We start from the raw sequence: 17,869 nt of genomic DNA, 5'->3' as shown, positions 1-17,869 counted from the left end.
TTGCTCCCCAGGGGCCATCCTTGCGCCGACAACAGGGCGGTGTTGCGCCAAATAAACCTGATCCGGCAGCTCCGGTCAGTGCGAGTGCCGCCGTTTAAGGTGTACTTTATGCGCAAATTGAATGATTGGTGGTTCAAGGCTGTCCCAGACTTGTACACCTCCTGAAACAGCTTCTTTTTACTTTTTTCCGTTCGGGAACTGTCCATGCGTTTTTCCAGAGTTCTTCTAGTCGGCTGTCTGTCCCTGATCAGCCTCCCCAGCCTTGCCGAAACGGTCAGCAACCTTTATCAGGTCCGCGAGCCGGTGACTGGTCAGTCGCCCGATGAGCGCACACGGGCCACCCAGGCCGCGGTCGAAACGCTGGTGCTGCGCCTGACCGGTGACGCCAAGGCCGCGCAGGGTTCGGCCATCGCCGCGCTGCGCAAAGATCCGCAGCAAATCATCAGCCAGTACGGCTATGAGGCCGGTCCGCCTGAAACCCTGCTGGTGGACTTCGATCCAGCGACCACCGACCGTGCGTTGCGTGATGCCGGCCTGTCGATCTGGGGCAGCAATCGCCCGTCGATCCTCGGCTGGTGGCTGAACGACTCGGTCGAAGGCTCGAATCTGGTCGGTGACGGTCAGGCTGCCGCCGAACCGCTGCGCCGCGCTGCGCAACACCGCGGTTTGCCGCTGCGTCTGCCGCTGGCTGATTTGAGCGAGCAGGGCGTCGGTAACGCCAAGACACTGGAAGGCACTGATGCCGCACCGCTCAAGGAAGCCTCCGAGCGTTACGGTGCTGACGCGATACTGGCGGTGCACGCCAAGGAAGATGCAGGCCAGTGGCAGGGCAAATGGCGCTTGTGGCTGGGTGATCAGCGTGAGCAGGGCACCGCGACCGGGGCTACTTCCGAAGCCTTGGCAGACGCTGTGCTGCTGTCGGTCAGCCAGCGTCTGGCCCCACGTTTCGTCGCCAAGCCCGGTGCCTCGACGGGCCTGTTGGTGCAGGTTCAGGGCATGACACTGGAGCGCTATGCACAACTGCTTCAGTTACTTGATCCGTTCGGCGTGCGTCTGAGTTCTGTTGACGGCGATAAAGTGGTGTTTGAGGTCAGTGGCAGCACCGATCAGCTACGCTCGCAGTTGTCGCTGGCCAAATTGCAGGAAGTGCCCGCAGCCGAGGCAGCCGCTGCCGCAACGCCGCCTGCTGCGCCTGTCGATGCGACTGCGCCGGTTGCGCCAGCCAATGGAGCTGCTGCTGTTCCGGCACCTGCGCCCGCAGCGATGATTGTTCCGGCGTCTGCACCACAGCTTTATTTCCGCTGGTAAACCGGCAAAGCGCTTTTCCATTGGATTGAGGGATGTTGATGACTGATACACGGCGTTGGTTCTGGATCGGCGGCCTGGCCTTGCTGGTCGCATTCGTGGTGCTGTTGCACACGATCCTCACCCCTTTTCTGGTGGCGCTGCTGCTGGCCTACATGGGCGATCCACTGGTGGATCGTCTGGAGCGCGCCGGGCTGTCCAGAACCTTGAGCGTGGTGGCGGTGTTCGGTCTGTTCACGCTGGTGCTGATGGCCTTGCTGCTGGTGCTGGTGCCGATGCTGGCCAAGCAGTTGTTTCGTCTCTATGAGCTGGCCCCGCAGATCCTCGACTGGCTGCAACACTCGGCGTTGCCGTGGGTGCAGGCCAAGTTCGGTCTGGCAGACGGGTTCTGGAAGTTCGACAAGATCAAGGCAGCCATCTCCGAGCACATGGGGCAGGCTGGGGATATCGTCTCTGTGGTGCTGTCTCAGGCTACGGCGTCGAGCCTGGCGCTGATCGGCTGGCTGACCAATCTGGTGCTGATCCCGGTGGTGTGTTTCTACCTGTTGCGTGACTGGGACATCATGACCGGCAAGATCCGCGGTCTGCTGCCGCGTCAGCGTGAAGGTCAAATCGTCAAGCTGGCGGGCGAGTGCCACGAGGTGCTGGGCGCGTTCATACGTGGGCAGTTGCTGGTCATGGTCGGTCTCGGAGTGATCTACGCGGCCGGTCTGATGCTGGTCGGGCTGGAACTGGGCCTGTTGATCGGGGTGATCGCCGGTCTGGCTGCCATCGTGCCTTATATGGGCTTTGTGATCGGCATTGGTTCAGCGCTGGTCGCCGGGTTGTTCCAGTTTGGCGGCGACCTGTACCCGATGATGGGGATTGTTGCGGTGTTCATGATCGGTCAGGCCCTCGAAGGTATGGTGCTGACGCCATTACTGGTAGGGGATCGCATCGGTCTGCACCCGGTGGCGGTGATCTTCGCGATTCTGGCGGGTGGCGAGCTGTTCGGTTTCACCGGCATTCTGCTGGCGTTGCCGGTCGCTGCAGTGATCATGGTGCTGGTGCGCCACATGCACGACGTTTATAAAGACTCGGAAATCTATGCAGGTGCGGAAGATCCCGAGCTGTAAGGGCATCGCACGCCTCTTCACTGCCCGGTGAAGAGGCTTGTGCAGGCAATGCATGCATCACCTCAAAACGCCCTTTCTCGACCCGCGCTTTACGCACCCTGACGCAAACCTTTGATTTTGCTTGAGGTCTGTCGCATTGTGCGACCCGCTTCACGGGTATAAACTTTGCGCTCTTTACACAGAGGCCCTTGACGGTTTGCATGAGCCGTTAGTCAGCATGAAACCGATTCAGCTGCCCCTGAGTGTGCGTCTGCGTGATGACGCCACTTTCGTCAATTACTATCCAGGCGCCAATGCCGCTGCACTCGGCTATGTCGAGCGGCTGTGCGAAGCCGACGCTGGGTGGACGGAAAGCCTCATCTATCTGTGGGGCAAGGATGGAGTAGGGCGCACGCACCTGCTTCAGGCTGCGTGCCTGCGTTTCGAGCAGCTGGGCGAACCTGCGGTGTATCTGCCGCTTGCCGAAGTTATCGATGAAGGTATCGAGCTGTTCGACCATCTTGAACAGTACGAACTGGTGTGCCTGGATGACCTGCAAGCCATTGTCGGCAAGCCGGAGTGGGAAGAAGCCCTGTTTCACCTGTTCAACCGTTTGCGTGACAGCGGGCGTCGTCTGCTCATTGCAGCGTCCAAATCGCCCCGCGAACTGCCGGTCAAACTCCCCGATCTGAAATCCCGTCTGACCATGGCCCTGGTATTCCAGATGCGCGGCCTGTCCGACGAAGACAAGCTGCGTGCGCTGCAACTGCGTGCATCACGGCGCGGCCTGCACCTGACCGATGAGGTAGGCCATTTCATTCTGACGCGTGGTACACGCAGCATGAGCGCGCTGTTCGAATTGCTTGAGCGCCTTGATCAGGCGTCACTCCAGGAAAAGCGCAAGCTGACCATTCCCTTTCTTAAAGAGACGCTGGGGTGGTAGATCAGGCGCTGTTGATGCAAACGGCTGCAGCCTTGCGCCATGCACAACGGATTCTGGTGATCACCGGGGCAGGCCTGTCGGCTGATTCGGGCTTGCCGACCTATCGCGGCGTCGGCGGGCTGTACAACGGCAAGACCGACGACGGCCTGCCTATAGAAATGGCCCTGTCCGGGCCAATGCTGCGCCGTGACCCCGAGCTGTGCTGGAAGTACATCGCTGAACTGGGCAGGGCGTGCCTGGGTGGCGAGCCGAATATCGCGCATTACGCCATCGCCCAGTTGCAACGCATCAAGCCCGAGTGCTGGGTGCTGACCCAGAATGTCGACGGTTATCACCGTGCGGCGGGCAGCCCGCCAGAGCGCCTGATAGAAATTCACGGGCAGCTCTCGCCACTGTTTTGCCAATCCTGCGGCGCTGAAGATCCGCAATTGAGTGAGCACTTGCAGCGTCCTTTGCCCCCTTTATGCTCGGCATGTAGTGGCGTTATGCGACCGCCCGTCGTTCTTTTTCAGGAAATGCTCCCTGAAAGAGCACTGGAAACACTGTATGAACAACTGGCTAAAGGCTATGACGCAGTCCTGAGTATCGGTACCACGGCAAGCTTCCCCTACATTCATGAACCGGTCATTCGCACCAGAGTTTCCGGGGGTTTTACGGCGGAAATCAATCCGCAGCCGACCGATCACAGCGCGCAGATGGACGTCTTTTTGCAGTGCCGGGCAGCACATGTCATGGCGGAACTCATAAGTCACATCTAGTTCGATTGAATTTGCAAATCACCTTCATAAAAGGCATAGTCTCGCCATCTTAACTAGTCAGCCACGGTTGTGCCCATGCAGGTTGTTCGCTTCGCACCCCTCGTGCCTCTCGCACTCGTTACATTCCTCTTCGGTTGCTCGGCCAATATGCCGGTCGCACAGCAAGAACAGGCTCAGCCCGTTGCTCGTTATCAGAGCGCGGCAAACGCTCAGTCCGCAGCACGTCGCGCCGACTCCGCAGCCTTGCAGGACGAGATTGCCACCGAAGACGAGCTTGCTCACTTCGCCGACAACAAGTCCTACCAGCTGCCGGTTCTGGCCGACAGCATCCTGGAACGTGGCAAGTCCCTGATCGGCACTCGTTACAAGTTCGGCGGCACATCGACTTCCTCGGGTTTCGATTGCAGCGGCTTCATTGGTTACCTGTTTCGCGAAGAGGCTGGCATGAGCCTGCCGCGCTCCACGCGTGAAATGATCAACGTTGACGCACCGCTGGTATCGCGTAAAAACCTTCAGCCTGGCGATGTGCTGTTCTTCAGTACCCGTGGCCGTGGTCGCGTAAGCCATGCAGCGATCTACGCCGGTAACCAGCAGTTCATTCACTCCAGCAGCCGTCGCAGTGGCGGTGTACGCATCGACAGCCTCGATGACGCCTACTGGAGCAAGACCTTTATCGAGGCCAAGCGGCCTCTGGCAATGGCGCCAGGTACAGTCGCTGTGAAGTCGACGCCTGATGCCACGCAGACAACGGCGATGACTTCGACTACAGTCAAGACCGCGCCAAAGCGGCGTAAATAAAATAGAACGCGCAGAACAAGACCTTCGGGTCTTTCTGCGTTTTTGAGCTTCTCGGCAGCGTAAGCCGCATCCGGATAGGTTGTTGTGGTTATGTCGATTGCGTTGCGCCTGATAGTCATCTCTGTTGCTGCGTTACTGGGTGCCTGCGCCAGTGCGCCGCCACCGCCCAAAGCTCCCCGGGTCGTTCAGCGTCCGGTGGTCACTGCTCCCCCTCAGATTCTTTCTCCGGCTGCCGAAGACGTGCTGTTTCGTGCGTTGGGACTGGTTGGCACGCCTTATCGCTGGGGTGGCAACACGCCTGACTCCGGTTTTGATTGCAGCGGTCTTATAGGTTATGTCTATCGTGATGCCGCGGGCATTTCCCTGCCGCGTTCCACGCGCGAGATGATCGTGATGGGTGCGCCGAATATCCGTCGCGAGCAATTGCAGTCAGGAGATCTGGTGTTCTTCGCCACCTCGGGCGGCTCGCAGGTGTCCCACGCGGGCATCTACGTCGGCGAAGGCCGCTTCGTACATGCCCCGGCCAGCGGCGGCACGGTCAAGCTCGACAGCCTCGACAAGCCTTACTGGCAGAAAGCCTACCTCAACGCCAAGCGCGTCATTCAGCCGTCCAGTCTGGCGCAGATTCGGCCATAGCGCGTCGCCTGCTCGCGGTCTGACCAGAAATTATCGTGCGACGCTCCGCGTCGCATGCCTTTCCGGACGCTCTGCGTTCTCTTGCGACGCAGAGCGTCGAGACCTGCATTCCCACGCTGGAGCGTGCGGAACGATAACTCGACTACCGTACTGCGCTCTGCGTCGACATGCCTTTCCAGGCGTGCGGAACGATCATCGCAACTATCGTGCGACGCAGAGCGTCGAGAACTGCATTACCACGCTGGAGCGTGCGGAACGATAACTCAACTAACGTACGACGCTCTGCGTCAACCCTCTACGCTCGGCGTTATTGAGCTGCCTTGGCCGAGGTCACGCGCCAGATTTTGTTGCCGACATCGTCTGCCACCAGCAAGCCGCCGCGCTGATCATTGACCACGCCAACCGGGCGGCCCATAGGCTTTTTCGTCTTTGTTGAGGAAACCGGTCAGCACATCGACTGGAGCGCCGTTGGGCTTGCCGCCGCTGAAGGGCACGAACACCACTTTATAGCCGCTGTGCGGTTTGCGGTTCCATGAGCCGTGCTGGCCAATGAACAGGCCTTCGTTGAACGGCGCCGCCAGCGTCTTGCCATCGGCGAATACCAACCCTAACGAGGCCGTATGCGGGCCGACTGCGTAATCCGGTGCGATGGCCTTGGCGACCAGTGCCGGGTTCTGCGGTTTGACGCGCTCGTCGACATGCTGGCCGTAGTAGCTGTAGGGCCAGCCGTAGAAAGCGCCATCCTGCACCGAGGTCACGTAGTCTGGCACCAGGTCGCTGCCGATTTCGTCACGCTCGTTGACCGCCGTCCACAGCTTGCCGGTTTTGGGTTCCCAGTCCATGCCGTTGGGGTTGCGAAGGCCCGAGGCGAAAATGCGGTGGTTGCCGGTGGCAGCGTCCACTTCCCAGATGGCTGCACGACCTTCTTCCTTGTCCATGCCGTTCTCGGCCACGTTGCTGTTGGAGCCCACTGTGACGTACAGCTTGCTGCCATCCTTGCTGGCAATGACGTTTTTGGTCCAGTGGTGGTTGAGCGTGCCGCCCGGCAGATCGACCACTTTGGTCGGCTGCGCGCTGATCGAGGTCTGGCCCGCTTCATACGGGAAGCTGATCAGGCGGTCGGTGTCGGCGACATAGAGCTTGTTGCCCACTAGCGTCATGCCAAACGGCGAATTGAGGTTTTGCAGGAACACGGTGCGGGTCTCTGCGACGCCGTCCTTGTCCACGTCGCGCAGCAGAGTAATGCGGTTGGCGCTTGGCACGCCCGCACCGGCGCGGCCCATGACTTTTTCCATTACCCAGCCGCGAATACCTTTGGAATCATCCGGTTTGGCCGGGGAATTGGTTTCCGCCACCAGCACGTCGCCATTGGGCAATACATACAGCCAGCGCGGGTGGTCCAGGTTTTCGGCGAACGCTGCCACCTGTGTGCCCGGCGCGGCGACCGGTTTTGCGCCTTTTTCCCAGCCTACGGCAGGGGCGATGTTGACGGTCGGGATCAGCGTCTTGTTAGGCTCCGGCAGTTTGGGCGATGGGCCTGTTCCATCCGAGACTTGCAGGGTCGAAGACTCGCCGCAGGCAGCGAGGCCACCGGCAACCAGAAGCAACACTGCGTAGTGGAGTCTGAGTCTGAACATGGTGAATCTCCATAAACAAGGGCGTGGTCCGATAATTGATAGAGGCACTGCGAACCGTCTGGGTTCAATCACGTTTCACAGCGTCGGTGTCGATTGACGCTCCCAGCCCAACCCTCTACCCTTCGCGGTTTGTTTCAGGTGCTCTGCAATCCTTGATTGGCAGGGTGAAACAGGGAAGCCGGTGTGGATCAATCGATCCGATCCCGGCGCTGCCCCCGCAACGGTAAATGAGTCAAGGCTGTGCCTGACGCCACTGTGTTTCGACATGGGAAGGCGCGCAGCCGGGGTAACCCGCTCATGAGCCCGGAGACCGGCCTGAACCACTCAATGGCATCACGGAGGGTGATGCTCTGTGCAGGCCGTTGCCGTGCTGTCCAGTGCTGTCCTTCCGTCTGTTGTCGACTGCCACGAGCGGAGAACCCGGATGAACGAATCCCCCGAACGCGACGAACGCCATCTGGCGCGCATGCTGCGCAAGAAAGCCGTGATGGACGAGCGCATTGCCAGCTCACCCAACGAGTGCGGCCTGCTGCTGGTCTTGACCGGCAACGGCAAAGGCAAGAGCAGCTCGGCATTCGGCATGCTTGCCAGGGCCATGGGCCACGACATGCAGTGCGGCGTGGTGCAGTTCATCAAGGGCCGCAACAGCACTGGCGAAGAAATGTTTTTCCGCCGTTTCCCCGAGCAGGTGCGCTATCACGTGATGGGCGAGGGCTTCACCTGGGAAACCCAGGATCGCCAGCGTGACATTGCCGCTGCCGAAGCCGCCTGGGCCGTGTCTCGGGAAATGCTTCGCGACCCGGCCATTGGTCTGGTGGTGCTCGACGAACTGAACATTGCCCTCAAGCATGGTTACCTCGACCTTGAACAAGTGCTGAGTGACCTGCAGGCCCGCCCACCTATGCAGCATGTGCTGGTGACCGGCCGCGGTGCCAAACCCGAATTGATCGACCTGGCTGATACGGTTTCCGATATCGGCGTGGTCAAGCACGCGTTTCAGGCCGGTATCCGGGCGCAGAAAGGTATCGAGCTGTGAATAATCCTTTATTGGGCGCACTGCAATGAGAGCACTGCAATGAGAGCTCCGCGCGATTGCCCGGCGGTTTTGATCGCCGCGCCTGCCTCCGGGCAAGGTAAGACTACCGTCACCGCGGCACTGGCACGTTTGCACCGCAACCAGGGCCGCAAGGTCCGGGTGTTCAAGTGCGGGCCGGATTTTCTCGACCCGATGATTCTTGAGCGGGCCAGCGGCGCACCGGTCTACCAGCTGGACATGTGGATGGTCGGTGCCGACGAAAGCCGTCGCCTGTTGTGGGAAGCCGCAGATGAGGCAGACCTGATCCTGATCGAAGGCGTCATGGGGTTGTTCGACGGCACACCGTCCAGCGCTGATCTGGCCCGCCACTTTGGCGTACCGGTGTTGGGGGTGATCGACGGCACGGCTATGGCGCAGACGTTTGGCGCGCTGGCGCTCGGGCTGGCGCGTTATCAGCCGGATCTGCCGTTTGCCGGCGTGCTGGCCAATCGGGTTGGCACGGTACGCCACGCGCAGTTGCTGGAAAACAGTCTGACCGAAGGCCTGCGCTGGTATGGCGCACTGTCCCGGGAAGTCGGTTTCGAATTGCCCAGCCGCCATCTGGGGCTGGTCCAGGCCAGCGAACTCAATGATCTGGATGTGCGGCTGGACATGGCTGCCGCCGCGCTGGCCAGCACCTGCGAAGTGGCCTTGCCGCCAGCCGTAACCTTTACCGCGCCCGACCCGGTTCAGGTCGAGCCGTTGCTCAGCGGTGTGCGCATCGCCATTGCCCGCGACGAGGCCTTTGCCTTTCTGTACGGCGCAAGCCTGGACCTGCTGCGAAACATGGGCGCAGAGCTGAGTTTCTTCTCGCCGATCCATGACCGCGAGCTGCCCGACGCCGACAGCCTGTACCTGCCGGGTGGCTACCCGGAGTTGCACCACGTTGCTTTGGCGGAAAACCTGACGATGCAGGCATCGATCAGGGCGCACCATATCGCTGGCAAGCCGATTCTGGCCGAGTGCGGCGGCATGCTTTATTTACTCGAAGCCCTGAGCGATGTGGAGGGCGTGCGCGCCGAACTGGTCGGCTTGCTGTCCGGTGAGGCGGTCATGCAGAAGCGTCTGGCGGCGCTGGCCTTGCAAGCGGTTGAATTGCCCGAGGGCACGCTGCACGGTCACACGTATCACCATTCGCTGACCAGCACCGAGTTGCAGCCGATTGCCCGTGGCGTCAGCCCCAACGGCGGGCGTGGCGCAGAGGCAGTCTACCGCCTGGGTCGTCTGACCGCGTCCTACGTGCATTTCTATTTCCCTTCCTGCCCTCAGGCGATTGCGGCGCTGTTCAAACCATGACCGAACAAGCGTTCAGCCCTGAAGAGCGGGCTGCGGTGTACCGGGCCATCGCCGAGCGTCGCGACATGCGCCACTTCGTCGGCGGCACGGTGGCGCCCGAGTTGCTGGCGCGCTTGCTGGAAGCCGCACACCAGGCACCCAGTGTCGGGCTGATGCAGCCGTGGCGCTTCATTCGCATCAGCGATCCGGCGTTGCGCGGAAAAATGCAGGCGCATGTAGAAGAAGAACGTATCCGCACTGCCCAGGCGTTGGGCGAGCGCACCGACGAGTTCATGAAGCTCAAGGTCGAAGGCATCAACGACTGCGCAGAAGTGCTGGTCGCCGCGCTGATGGAAGGGCGTGAGCAACACATTTTCGGGCGTCGCACCTTGCCCGAAATGGACATGGCATCGCTGTCCTGCGCGATCCAGAACCTGTGGCTGGCATCGCGTGCAGAAGGCCTGGGCATGGGCTGGGTGTCGCTGTTCGACCCCGAGGCATTGGCCGAACTGCTGGGCATGCCTGACGGCGCGAAGCCGCTGGCGATCATTTGCCTGGGGCCGGTCAAGGAGTTCTATCCTGCGCCAATGCTGGTGATGGAAGGCTGGGCGCAGGCGCGTCCGCTGCACGAGCTGCTGTACGAGAATCAATGGGGAGTGAGTCAATGAGTGTGGCGCTGTTGAGCGTCGCCGGTGTGGCGCTGGACGCGTTGCTCGGTGAACCAAAACGATGGCATCCGCTGGTGGCGTTCGGGCGTTTTGCCAGCCGTGTCGAGCAGCGTTTCAATAGCGGTGGCCGTGGCTGGCGCAGTCATGGCGTTACCGCCTGGGTTATCACCGTAGTGCCGTTGACGCTGCTGGCCACGCTACTGAGCTGGTTGCCCGGTATTGGCTGGCTGGTCGAGATTCTGGCGCTGTATGGCGCGCTGGGCATGCGCAGCCTGGGCGAACATGTTCAGCCGGTGGCGCAAGCGTTGCGCAGTGACGATCTGGTCGAGGCACGCCAGCGGGTCGGTTATCTGGTCAGTCGCCAGACCAGCGAACTGGATGCCACCGAAGTGGCTCGCGCGGCTACCGAATCAGTGCTGGAGAACGGCAGTGATGCGGTGTTCGCCGCGCTGTTCTGGTTTGTCGTGGCCGGTGCGCCCGGCGTGGTGCTGTACCGGCTGAGCAACACGCTGGACGCCATGTGGGGCTACCGCAACGAGCGCTTCGAGCGTTTCGGCTGGGCTGCGGCGAAGATCGACGATCTGCTCAACTACCTTCCTGCACGCCTTGTGGCATTGACTTACGCCTTGCTGGGCAAGACCCGGCTGGCGCTGCGCTGCTGGCGTAAGCAGGCCCCGGCCTGGGACAGTCCGAATGCAGGTCCGGTGATGGCCGCTGGCGCGGGTGCGCTGGGTGTCGAACTGGGTGGGGCGGCGATCTATCACGGCGAGCTGCATCAGCGTCCGCAATTGGGTGAAGGTGCACCTGCCGATGCAGACTCCATTGATCGCGGCTGGCAACTGGTGCAGCGCGGCGTCTGGTTGTGGTTGCTGGTCATATGCGTGGTAGCTGAATTCTATGCTTGAGCACGGCGGTCGGTTGCGCGCCGCAGCGCAGCATTACGGTATCGAACTGGCTGACTGGCTGGACCTGTCCACGGGCATCGCGCCCTGGTCGTGGCCCATCCCGGAGATTCCGACGCGTGCCTGGGCGCGGTTGCCCGAGACCGACGATGGCCTGGAATCGGCGGCCTGCCGCTATTACGGCGTACCTCGCTTATTGCCGGTGTCCGGCTCACAGGCTGCGATTCAAGCGTTACCGCGGGTACGCAGCGGAGGTCGGGTTGGCGTGCTGTCGCCCTGCTACGCCGAGCATGCACATGCATGGCGCAAGAACGGCTTCGTGGTCCGCGAGGTAGGCGAGCAGGAGGTCGAATACTTTCTCGACTCTCTTGATGTGCTGGTGGTGGTCAACCCGAACAATCCGACCGGCCTGCACCTGAGCGCCGAGCGCCTGCTGGAATGGCATGCACGACTGGCCGAGCGCGGTGGCTGGCTGGTCGTCGATGAAGCGTTTATGGATAACACGCCGGGCCTTAGCCTGGCTGCCGAAACGTGGCGCACCGGGCTGATTGTGCTGCGCTCGTTCGGCAAGTTTTTTGGCCTGGCCGGTGTCAGGCTCGGTTTTGTCATGGCCGAGCGGGTATTGCTGAGGATGCTGGCGCAGGAAATCGGCCCATGGTCGGTCAGTGGGCCAACCCGGATCATCGGTCAGGTGTGCCTCAATGATCAGGAAGGGCAGGCCCGTCAGCGTGAACGCAGCGAGCAGGCTCGCGAGCGTCTGGTGGCCTTGCTTGACCAGTACGGTCTGAGCCCGCAGGGCGGCTGTGCGCTGTTTCAGTGGCGCATGACCCCTGAAGCGCAAACGCTCTATGAGTTTTGTGCGCAGCGTGGCGTGCTGTTGCGCCTGTTCAAAGGTGACACCCCCGAGTCGTCCAGCCTGCGCTTCGGTCTGCCCCGCGACGAGGCCGACTGGCTGCGTTTGCACACTGTTCTGCTTGAATACCGCAAGGAATACCCATGACCACGCTGATGGTACAAGGCACCACCTCCGACGCCGGCAAAAGCACACTGGTGACGGCACTGTGCCGCTGGCTGACCCGACAGGGCGTCAAGGTCGTGCCATTCAAACCGCAGAACATGGCGCTCAACAGCGCTGTAACGGCGGACGGCGGCGAGATCGGCCGCGCCCAGGCGGTGCAGGCGCAGGCGTGCTTTCTGGAGCCGCACACTGACATGAACCCGGTGCTGCTCAAGCCCAACAGTGATACGGGTGCGCAGGTGATCATTCACGGCCGTGCGGTCACCACCATGAACGCGGTGGCTTATCACGGCTACAAAGAGATCGCCATGCAGGCGGTGCTGGAATCCCATCGGCGCCTGGGTGAAAGATACCCGGTGATCGTGGTCGAGGGCGCGGGCTCTCCGGCCGAGATCAACCTGCGCGCCAACGATATCGCCAACATGGGCTTTGCCGAGGCGGTCGACTGCCCGGTGCTATTGATTGCCGACATCAATCGCGGCGGGGTGTTTGCCCATCTGGTCGGCACGCTGGAGTTGCTGTCGCCCAGCGAACAGGCGCGGGTCAAGGGGTTCATCATCAACCGTTTTCGCGGCGACATCGCCTTGCTGCAACCGGGCCTGGACTGGCTGGAAGCACGCACCGGCAAGCCGGTGGTTGGCGTGCTGCCCTACGTGATGGACCTGCACCTGGAAGCCGAAGACGGCCTGGACCAGCGTCAGACCGACAAGGTCGAGCATGTGCTGAACGTGGTGGTGCCAGTGCTACCGCGCATCAGTAACCACACCGATTTCGACCCGCTGCGCCTGCACCCTCAGGTCAATCTGCAGTTCATCGGTCCCGGCCAGGCGATTCCTCCTGCTGACCTGATCATTCTGCCCGGCTCGAAAAGCGTGCGCAGCGATCTGAACTACCTGCGCAGCCATGGCTGGGACACCGCCATCGAGCGGCATTTGCGTTATGGCGGCAAGCTGATGGGGATCTGCGGCGGCCTGCAAATGCTCGGTGAGCAGGTGCACGATCCTCTCGGGCTGGAAGGCGCAGCCGGGTCCAGCGCCGGGTTTGGCCTAATGGCAATGAGCACGGTGCTGGAAGCGGAAAAGCAACTGCGCAATGTGCGCGGTCGTCTGACCCTGGAAGACGCCGAGGTCAGCGGCTACGAAATTCATGCCGGGGTAACGACAGGGCCGGCGCTGGAGCAGGCTGCCGTGCAACTGGACGACGGGCGTTGCGATGGCGCGCAGAGTGTCGACGGGCAGGTGCTCGGGACTTACCTGCACGGCCTGTTCGAATCACCTGCGGCCTGTAGCGCGTTACTGCGCTGGGCGGGGTTGGCGAACGTGCAGTCCGTCGACTATCACGCCCTGCGCGAGCGCGACATAGAACGTCTGGCGGACCTGGTGGAAAAACACCTGGACGGCCCATTGCTTCGCGAACTGTGTGGCCTGGAGGCGAACTGAATGCTGCAATTGATCCTCGGCGGCGCGCGTTCCGGCAAGAGTCGCCTGGCGGAAAAACTGGCCGCCGACAGCACGCTGAAGGTGACCTACATCGCCACCAGTCAGCCTCTCGATGGCGAAATGAATCAGCGTGTTGCGAGCCATCGCGCACGCCGTCCCGAGCACTGGGGGTTGGTCGAAGAGCCGATCGAGCTGGCGCGGGTGCTGCGCGAAAATGCGGCGCCCGATTGCTGCCTGCTAGTCGATTGCCTGACCCTCTGGCTGACCAATCTGCTGATGCTCGACAACCCCGAGCGCCTGCTTCAAGAACGTGAATCCCTGCTCGACAGCCTTGCCGGGCTGCTGGGTGAAATCATTTTTGTCAGCAACGAAACCGGGCTTGGCGTCGTGCCGCTCGGCGAACTGACCCGTCGCTATGTCGATGAAGCCGGCCTGTTGCATCAGGCGCTGGCCGAGCGTTGCCAGCGTGTCGTGTTGACCGTTGCCGGCTTGCCCCTGACGTTGAAAGGAACCGCGCTATGAGTAATTCCTGGTGGCTCAAGCCTGCACAGGCCATTGATGTACCGATGCGCGAGGCGGCACTGGCCCGTCAGCAACAGTTGACCAAGCCGGCGGGTTCGCTGGCACAACTGGAGCGTCTGGCGGTACAGCTTGCCAGCCTGCAAGGGCGCGAGCGTCCGGCTGCCGACAAATTGTGGATCGCGATCTTTGCCGGCGATCATGGTGTGGTGGCCGAAGGTGTATCGGCCTATCTACAGGAAGTCACCGGCCAGATGCTGCATAACTTCGTCAACGGTGGCGCAGCGATCAGCGTGCTGGCGCGCCAGCTCTCGGCGCAGCTGGACGTGGTGGATCTGGGTACCGTGGCGCCTCTGGATTTGCCGGGCGTGCGTCATTTGCGCATCGGCGCGGGCACCGCCAATTTCGCCCACGGGCCAGCCATGAGCGCCGAACAGGGGCTTGCTGCTCTACAGGCCGGGCGCGACAGCGTGTTGCGCGCCAAGGCGGTCGGCACCGAGCTGTTTATCGGTGGCGAGATGGGCATCGGCAATACCACGGCGGCCAGCGCCGTCGCCTGCTCGGTGCTGGAATGTGCCGCGCCGTTGCTGGTCGGTCCCGGCACCGGGCTGAACGCCGAGGGCATCGAGCACAAGACCCGTGTCATCGAACGCGCACTGGCGCTGCATGCCGAGCAGGCCGGCGACCCGCTACACAGCCTGTTCTGCCTGGGTGGTTTCGAGATTGCCGCGCTGACCGGCGCTTATCTGGCCTGTGCGCAGGAAGGCATCGTGGCGCTGGTCGACGGTTTCATTTGCAGCGTGGCCGCCCTGGTGGCGGTGCGCCTGAATCCGTCTTGCCGCAACTGGCTGTTGTTCGGCCACCGTGGCGCCGAACCGGGCCACCGGCACTTGCTGGAAACGCTACAGGCCGAACCGCTGCTGGACCTCGGCTTGCGTCTGGGCGAGGGCAGTGGCGCAGCGTTGGCGGTGCCGTTGGTGCGTCTGGCCTGCGAGCTGCACAACGGCATGGCAACGTTTGCCGAAGCGGCAGTGGCGGATCGCCCCGCATGACCTTGCGTCTGGACTTGCTGCGTCATGGCGAAACAGAGCTGGGCGGTGGTCTGCGCGGCAGCCTCGACGATGCTCTGACCGAACTCGGCTGGCAGCAGATGCGTGCGGCAGTGGCCAATGGCGGTCCCTGGGAACGGATTGTCAGCTCGCCTTTGCAGCGCTGTGCACGTTTTTCCGAAGAGCTGGCGCAGCGCCTGTCGCTGCCCATGCAACTGGAGCCGGGTTTACAGGAGCTGCATTTCGGCGACTGGGAAGGCCACAGCCCTGCGCAGCTTATGGAAACCGATGCCGAAGGCTTGGGCCTGTTCTGGGCCGATCCCTACGCCTTCACGCCGCCCAATGGCGAGCCAGTGATCGATTTTTCGACACGGGTGCTGAATGCGGTGGCGCGTCTGCATAAGGCGTATGCCGATGAACGCGTGTTGCTGGTCAGTCACGGTGGTGTGATGCGTCTGCTGCTGGCGCAGGCGCGTGGGCTGCCGCGCGAGCAACTGTTGCAGGTAGTGGTCGGCCATGGCGCACTGCTGTCGATTCAGGTCGCTGCTGATGGCGTAATCACGGAGGTCTGAGATGCTGCCGTTCTGGATCGCCCTGCAATTTCTCGGCAGCCTGCCGATTCGTCTGCCCGGCATGCCGCGCCCGGAAGAGCTTGGGCGTTCGTTGTTGTTCTACCCGCTGGTAGGCGTGGTGTTCGGCATGCTGCTGCTGGGTTTCAGCGCGCAACTCAGTGGTACGCCGCTCATGCTGCATGCCGCGCTGGTACTCAGCGCCTGGGTGCTGCTCAGTGGCGGCTTGCATCTGGACGGTCTGGCCGACAGTGCCGACGCCTGGCTGGGCGGTTTTGGTGATCGCGAACGTACCTTGCAGATCATGAAGGACCCGCGTAGCGGGCCGATTGCCGTGGTCACGCTGGTGCTGGTGCTGCTGCTCAAATTTGCAGCGATTCTGGCGCTGATCGAAAGTCACAGCAGTATCGGGCTGCTGTTGGCGCCGCTGATCGGACGCGCTGCCATGCTTGGGCTTTTTCTGGGAACGCCGTATGTGCGTTCCGGGGGATTGGGGCAGGCGCTCGCCGATCACCTGCCGCGTGGCCCTGGACGCAAGGTTTTGGCCGCCACTGCCATTGCGTGCGTGCTGCTCGCCGGCTGGTCAGGGGTAGCTGTATTGCTGGTCTGCGCCGTTTGTTTCTTCTGGCTGCGGCAGTTGATGATGCGCCGTCTGGGCGGCTGCACCGGCGATACGGCCGGGGCATTGCTCGAGCTGCTGGAATTGGCGGTGCTGCTGACGCTGGCGCTGCTTTGAGACCCTGCACAACGCTTTGTTGACAGCTTTTACCGGCAGCGCGTAGCTTCGCGATTCGCAGGTAAAACCATGTAACAAAGTGCAGGGAGCTTAACCATGACATCGATCTGGCGTACCAGCGGCTGGGTTCTGCTGGGCAGTGCGTTGATCCTTGCGCTTTCGCTGGGCACGCGGCACGGTTTCGGCCTGTTTCTGGCGCCCATGAGCGCGGATTTTGGCTGGGGGCGTGAGGTCTTTGCCTTTGCCATCGCCTTGCAGAACCTTATGTGGGGTCTGGCGCAGCCGTTCGCCGGGGCGCTGGCAGATCGATTTGGAGCGGCCAAAGTCGTCTTCGTTGGCGGTGTGCTGTATGCGGCAGGGCTGTTGTGCATGAGTATGGCTGATTCGTCTCTGAGTCTTTCCCTTAGTGCTGGTTTGCTGATCGGTATTGGTCTGTCCGGCACGTCTTTTTCGGTCATTCTGGGTGTCGTCGGGCGCGCGCTGCCTGCGGAAAAACGCAGCATGGGCATGGGGATCGCCAGCGCGGCGGGTTCATTCGGCCAGTTCGCCATGTTGCCCGGCACACTGGGTTTGATCAGCTGGTTGGGCTGGTCCGGTGCCTTGCTGGTGCTGGGCGTAATGGTGGCGCTGATCCTGCCCTTGGTAGGCATGCTCAAGGATACGCCGAGCGTGTCTACCGGTATCGAGCTGACGCTGGGCGAGGCGCTGCGTGAAGCCTGCTCGCATTCGGGGTTCTGGCTGCTGGCACTGGGTTTCTTCGTCTGTGGCTTTCAAGTGGTGTTCATCGGCGTGCACCTGCCAGCCTATCTGGTGGATCAACACTTGCCCGCCAAGGTCGGTACAACGGTGCTGGCCTTGATCGGGTTGTTCAATATCTTTGGCACCTACACCGCTGGCTGGTTGGGCGGGCGCATGTCCAAACCTCGACTGTTGACCGCGCTTTATCTGTTGCGCGCTGTGGTGATCGTGTTGTTTCTCTGGATTCCGCTGAGCCAGACCACTGCCTATCTGTTCGGCGTAGCAATGGGCCTGCTGTGGCTGTCGACTGTGCCGCTGACCAACGGCACGGTCGCGACACTGTTTGGTGTGCGTAACCTGTCGATGCTGGGCGGTATCGTCTTTCTGTTTCACCAGTTAGGTGCATTCCTTGGCGGCTGGCTCGGCGGGCTGGTGTATGACCGCACCGGCAACTACGACCTCGTCTGGCAAGTCTCGATACTGCTGAGTCTGCTGGCCGCCGCGTTGAACTGGCCGGTGCGTGAGCGCCCGGTGGCCAGGTTGCAGGCGCAGGGTAGCCTGGCATGAGCCGTCGCTGGCCCCTACTGGCGGCGGTGCTCGCAGGCGCGGTGGTGTTGGGGCTGGTCTGGTGGGCCTGGCAGCACGTTGGGCTGGCTGCGTTGCAACTGGGAATGGGCGCTTGCTAGGCAGACAGCCTGGCATGGGGTAGC

Annotated in this window: 18 protein-coding genes, 1 pseudogene and 1 riboswitch; of the genes and pseudogenes, 18 read left to right on the top strand and 1 reads right to left on the bottom strand. The window is 62.0% G+C overall.

Going from position 1 to position 17,869, the window contains the following annotated elements:
- Positions 1 to 204 precede the first annotated feature (204 nt).
- The 6 genes from AC4ANE_RS20030 to AC4ANE_RS20005 all read left to right on the top strand — a co-directional run bounded on the left by AC4ANE_RS20030 (position 205) and on the right by AC4ANE_RS20005 (position 5,534).
- Complete coding sequence (locus AC4ANE_RS20030; protein ID WP_002554609.1) at positions 205 to 1,308, top strand: DUF2066 domain-containing protein; 1,104 nt, start codon at positions 205 to 207, stop codon at positions 1,306 to 1,308.
- Positions 1,309 to 1,346: 38 nt separating this feature from the next.
- Positions 1,347 to 2,420 carry an AI-2E family transporter gene (locus tag AC4ANE_RS20025; protein ID WP_002554608.1) on the top strand — a complete coding sequence of 358 codons (1,074 nt, stop codon included), beginning with the start codon at positions 1,347 to 1,349 and terminating at the stop codon, positions 2,418 to 2,420.
- Between the two features lie 217 nt (positions 2,421 to 2,637).
- Entirely contained in the window at positions 2,638 to 3,342 is a 705-nt protein-coding gene (hda, locus tag AC4ANE_RS20020) for a DnaA regulatory inactivator Hda (RefSeq protein ID WP_002554607.1), read from the top strand.
- The gene (locus AC4ANE_RS20015; RefSeq protein WP_002554606.1) at positions 3,336 to 4,100 is read left to right on the top strand and encodes an NAD-dependent deacylase; all 765 of its coding nucleotides are present in this window, start codon (positions 3,336 to 3,338) and stop codon (positions 4,098 to 4,100) included. The genes hda and AC4ANE_RS20015 overlap by 7 nt, the downstream gene beginning before the upstream one ends.
- A gap of 75 nt (positions 4,101 to 4,175) precedes the next feature.
- Complete coding sequence (locus AC4ANE_RS20010) at positions 4,176 to 4,898, top strand: C40 family peptidase (protein WP_031596372.1); 723 nt, start codon at positions 4,176 to 4,178, stop codon at positions 4,896 to 4,898.
- Positions 4,899 to 4,988: 90 nt separating this feature from the next.
- Entirely contained in the window at positions 4,989 to 5,534 is a 546-nt protein-coding gene (locus AC4ANE_RS20005) for a C40 family peptidase (protein ID WP_004657225.1), read from the top strand.
- Positions 5,535 to 5,841: 307 nt separating this feature from the next.
- On the opposite strand, the pseudogene AC4ANE_RS20000 reads toward AC4ANE_RS20005, so the two are convergent.
- Positions 5,842 to 7,171 (bottom strand): annotated as a pseudogene (locus AC4ANE_RS20000) (PQQ-dependent sugar dehydrogenase).
- A gap of 119 nt (positions 7,172 to 7,290) precedes the next feature.
- Positions 7,291 to 7,504: riboswitch (cobalamin riboswitch) on the top strand.
- Positions 7,505 to 7,595: 91 nt separating this feature from the next.
- Here AC4ANE_RS20000 and cobO point away from each other — a divergent pair.
- From cobO to AC4ANE_RS19940, 12 genes are all read left to right on the top strand, one after another.
- Positions 7,596 to 8,207, top strand: coding sequence for a cob(I)yrinic acid a,c-diamide adenosyltransferase (cobO, locus tag AC4ANE_RS19995; protein WP_002554602.1), 612 nt, complete (start codon positions 7,596 to 7,598; stop codon positions 8,205 to 8,207).
- A gap of 39 nt (positions 8,208 to 8,246) precedes the next feature.
- Positions 8,247 to 9,542 carry a cobyrinic acid a,c-diamide synthase CobB gene (locus tag AC4ANE_RS19990; protein WP_002554601.1) on the top strand — a complete coding sequence of 432 codons (1,296 nt, stop codon included), beginning with the start codon at positions 8,247 to 8,249 and terminating at the stop codon, positions 9,540 to 9,542.
- Positions 9,539 to 10,189: a 5,6-dimethylbenzimidazole synthase gene (gene bluB, locus AC4ANE_RS19985; protein WP_002554600.1), complete on the top strand. Its 651-nt coding sequence runs from the start codon at positions 9,539 to 9,541 to the stop codon at positions 10,187 to 10,189. The genes AC4ANE_RS19990 and bluB overlap by 4 nt, the downstream gene beginning before the upstream one ends.
- Complete coding sequence (gene cbiB, locus AC4ANE_RS19980) at positions 10,186 to 11,094, top strand: adenosylcobinamide-phosphate synthase CbiB (protein ID WP_002554599.1); 909 nt, start codon at positions 10,186 to 10,188, stop codon at positions 11,092 to 11,094. The genes bluB and cbiB overlap by 4 nt, the downstream gene beginning before the upstream one ends.
- Positions 11,087 to 12,091: a threonine-phosphate decarboxylase CobD gene (cobD, locus tag AC4ANE_RS19975; protein ID WP_031596369.1), complete on the top strand. Its 1,005-nt coding sequence runs from the start codon at positions 11,087 to 11,089 to the stop codon at positions 12,089 to 12,091. The genes cbiB and cobD overlap by 8 nt, the downstream gene beginning before the upstream one ends.
- Positions 12,088 to 13,548 (top strand): cobyric acid synthase, encoded by a 1,461-nt coding sequence (locus AC4ANE_RS19970; RefSeq protein ID WP_002554597.1) that lies wholly within the window; start codon positions 12,088 to 12,090, stop codon positions 13,546 to 13,548. The genes cobD and AC4ANE_RS19970 overlap by 4 nt, the downstream gene beginning before the upstream one ends.
- Positions 13,549 to 14,070: a bifunctional adenosylcobinamide kinase/adenosylcobinamide-phosphate guanylyltransferase gene (cobU, locus tag AC4ANE_RS19965; RefSeq protein WP_002554596.1), complete on the top strand. Its 522-nt coding sequence runs from the start codon at positions 13,549 to 13,551 to the stop codon at positions 14,068 to 14,070.
- Complete coding sequence (gene cobT, locus AC4ANE_RS19960) at positions 14,067 to 15,119, top strand: nicotinate-nucleotide--dimethylbenzimidazole phosphoribosyltransferase (RefSeq protein ID WP_460408480.1); 1,053 nt, start codon at positions 14,067 to 14,069, stop codon at positions 15,117 to 15,119. The genes cobU and cobT overlap by 4 nt, the downstream gene beginning before the upstream one ends.
- Positions 15,116 to 15,688: an alpha-ribazole phosphatase family protein gene (cobC, locus tag AC4ANE_RS19955; protein WP_002554594.1), complete on the top strand. Its 573-nt coding sequence runs from the start codon at positions 15,116 to 15,118 to the stop codon at positions 15,686 to 15,688. Before cobT ends, cobC begins: the two co-directional genes overlap by 4 nt.
- Position 15,689: 1 nt before the next feature.
- Positions 15,690 to 16,421: an adenosylcobinamide-GDP ribazoletransferase gene (locus AC4ANE_RS19950; protein ID WP_002554593.1), complete on the top strand. Its 732-nt coding sequence runs from the start codon at positions 15,690 to 15,692 to the stop codon at positions 16,419 to 16,421.
- A gap of 96 nt (positions 16,422 to 16,517) precedes the next feature.
- Complete coding sequence (locus AC4ANE_RS19945; RefSeq protein ID WP_002554592.1) at positions 16,518 to 17,726, top strand: MFS transporter; 1,209 nt, start codon at positions 16,518 to 16,520, stop codon at positions 17,724 to 17,726.
- The gene (locus tag AC4ANE_RS19940) at positions 17,723 to 17,845 is read left to right on the top strand and encodes a hypothetical protein (RefSeq protein ID WP_002554591.1); all 123 of its coding nucleotides are present in this window, start codon (positions 17,723 to 17,725) and stop codon (positions 17,843 to 17,845) included. Before AC4ANE_RS19945 ends, AC4ANE_RS19940 begins: the two co-directional genes overlap by 4 nt.
- Positions 17,846 to 17,869: the final 24 nt, after the last annotated feature.

The sequence above is a fragment of the Pseudomonas sp. Pme6b genome (genome assembly GCF_058129925.1).
The sequence above is the reverse complement of the archived record's forward strand: the minus strand, read 5'-3'. Positions and strand labels throughout refer to the sequence as shown.

What these genes read in the sequence shown, in the direction of transcription:
- AC4ANE_RS20005 (WP_004657225.1), top strand. Translation starts at nt 4,989, where the DNA reads ATGTCGATTGCGTTGCGCCTGATAGTCATCTCTGTTGCTGCGTTACTG.
- cobC (WP_002554594.1), top strand. Translation starts at nt 15,116, where the DNA reads ATGACCTTGCGTCTGGACTTGCTGCGTCATGGCGAAACAGAGCTGGGC.
- cbiB (WP_002554599.1), top strand. Translation starts at nt 10,186, where the DNA reads ATGAGTGTGGCGCTGTTGAGCGTCGCCGGTGTGGCGCTGGACGCGTTG.
- cobU (WP_002554596.1), top strand. Translation starts at nt 13,549, where the DNA reads ATGCTGCAATTGATCCTCGGCGGCGCGCGTTCCGGCAAGAGTCGCCTG.
- AC4ANE_RS19970 (WP_002554597.1), top strand. Translation starts at nt 12,088, where the DNA reads ATGACCACGCTGATGGTACAAGGCACCACCTCCGACGCCGGCAAAAGC.
- cobO (WP_002554602.1), top strand. Translation starts at nt 7,596, where the DNA reads ATGAACGAATCCCCCGAACGCGACGAACGCCATCTGGCGCGCATGCTG.
- cobD (WP_031596369.1), top strand. Translation starts at nt 11,087, where the DNA reads ATGCTTGAGCACGGCGGTCGGTTGCGCGCCGCAGCGCAGCATTACGGT.
- AC4ANE_RS20010 (WP_031596372.1), top strand. Translation starts at nt 4,176, where the DNA reads ATGCAGGTTGTTCGCTTCGCACCCCTCGTGCCTCTCGCACTCGTTACA.
- AC4ANE_RS19940 (WP_002554591.1), top strand. Translation starts at nt 17,723, where the DNA reads ATGAGCCGTCGCTGGCCCCTACTGGCGGCGGTGCTCGCAGGCGCGGTG.
- cobT (WP_460408480.1), top strand. Translation starts at nt 14,067, where the DNA reads ATGAGTAATTCCTGGTGGCTCAAGCCTGCACAGGCCATTGATGTACCG.
- AC4ANE_RS20025 (WP_002554608.1), top strand. Translation starts at nt 1,347, where the DNA reads ATGACTGATACACGGCGTTGGTTCTGGATCGGCGGCCTGGCCTTGCTG.
- AC4ANE_RS19990 (WP_002554601.1), top strand. Translation starts at nt 8,247, where the DNA reads ATGAGAGCTCCGCGCGATTGCCCGGCGGTTTTGATCGCCGCGCCTGCC.
- AC4ANE_RS19945 (WP_002554592.1), top strand. Translation starts at nt 16,518, where the DNA reads ATGACATCGATCTGGCGTACCAGCGGCTGGGTTCTGCTGGGCAGTGCG.
- bluB (WP_002554600.1), top strand. Translation starts at nt 9,539, where the DNA reads ATGACCGAACAAGCGTTCAGCCCTGAAGAGCGGGCTGCGGTGTACCGG.
- hda (WP_002554607.1), top strand. Translation starts at nt 2,638, where the DNA reads ATGAAACCGATTCAGCTGCCCCTGAGTGTGCGTCTGCGTGATGACGCC.
- AC4ANE_RS20030 (WP_002554609.1), top strand. Translation starts at nt 205, where the DNA reads ATGCGTTTTTCCAGAGTTCTTCTAGTCGGCTGTCTGTCCCTGATCAGC.
- AC4ANE_RS19950 (WP_002554593.1), top strand. Translation starts at nt 15,690, where the DNA reads ATGCTGCCGTTCTGGATCGCCCTGCAATTTCTCGGCAGCCTGCCGATT.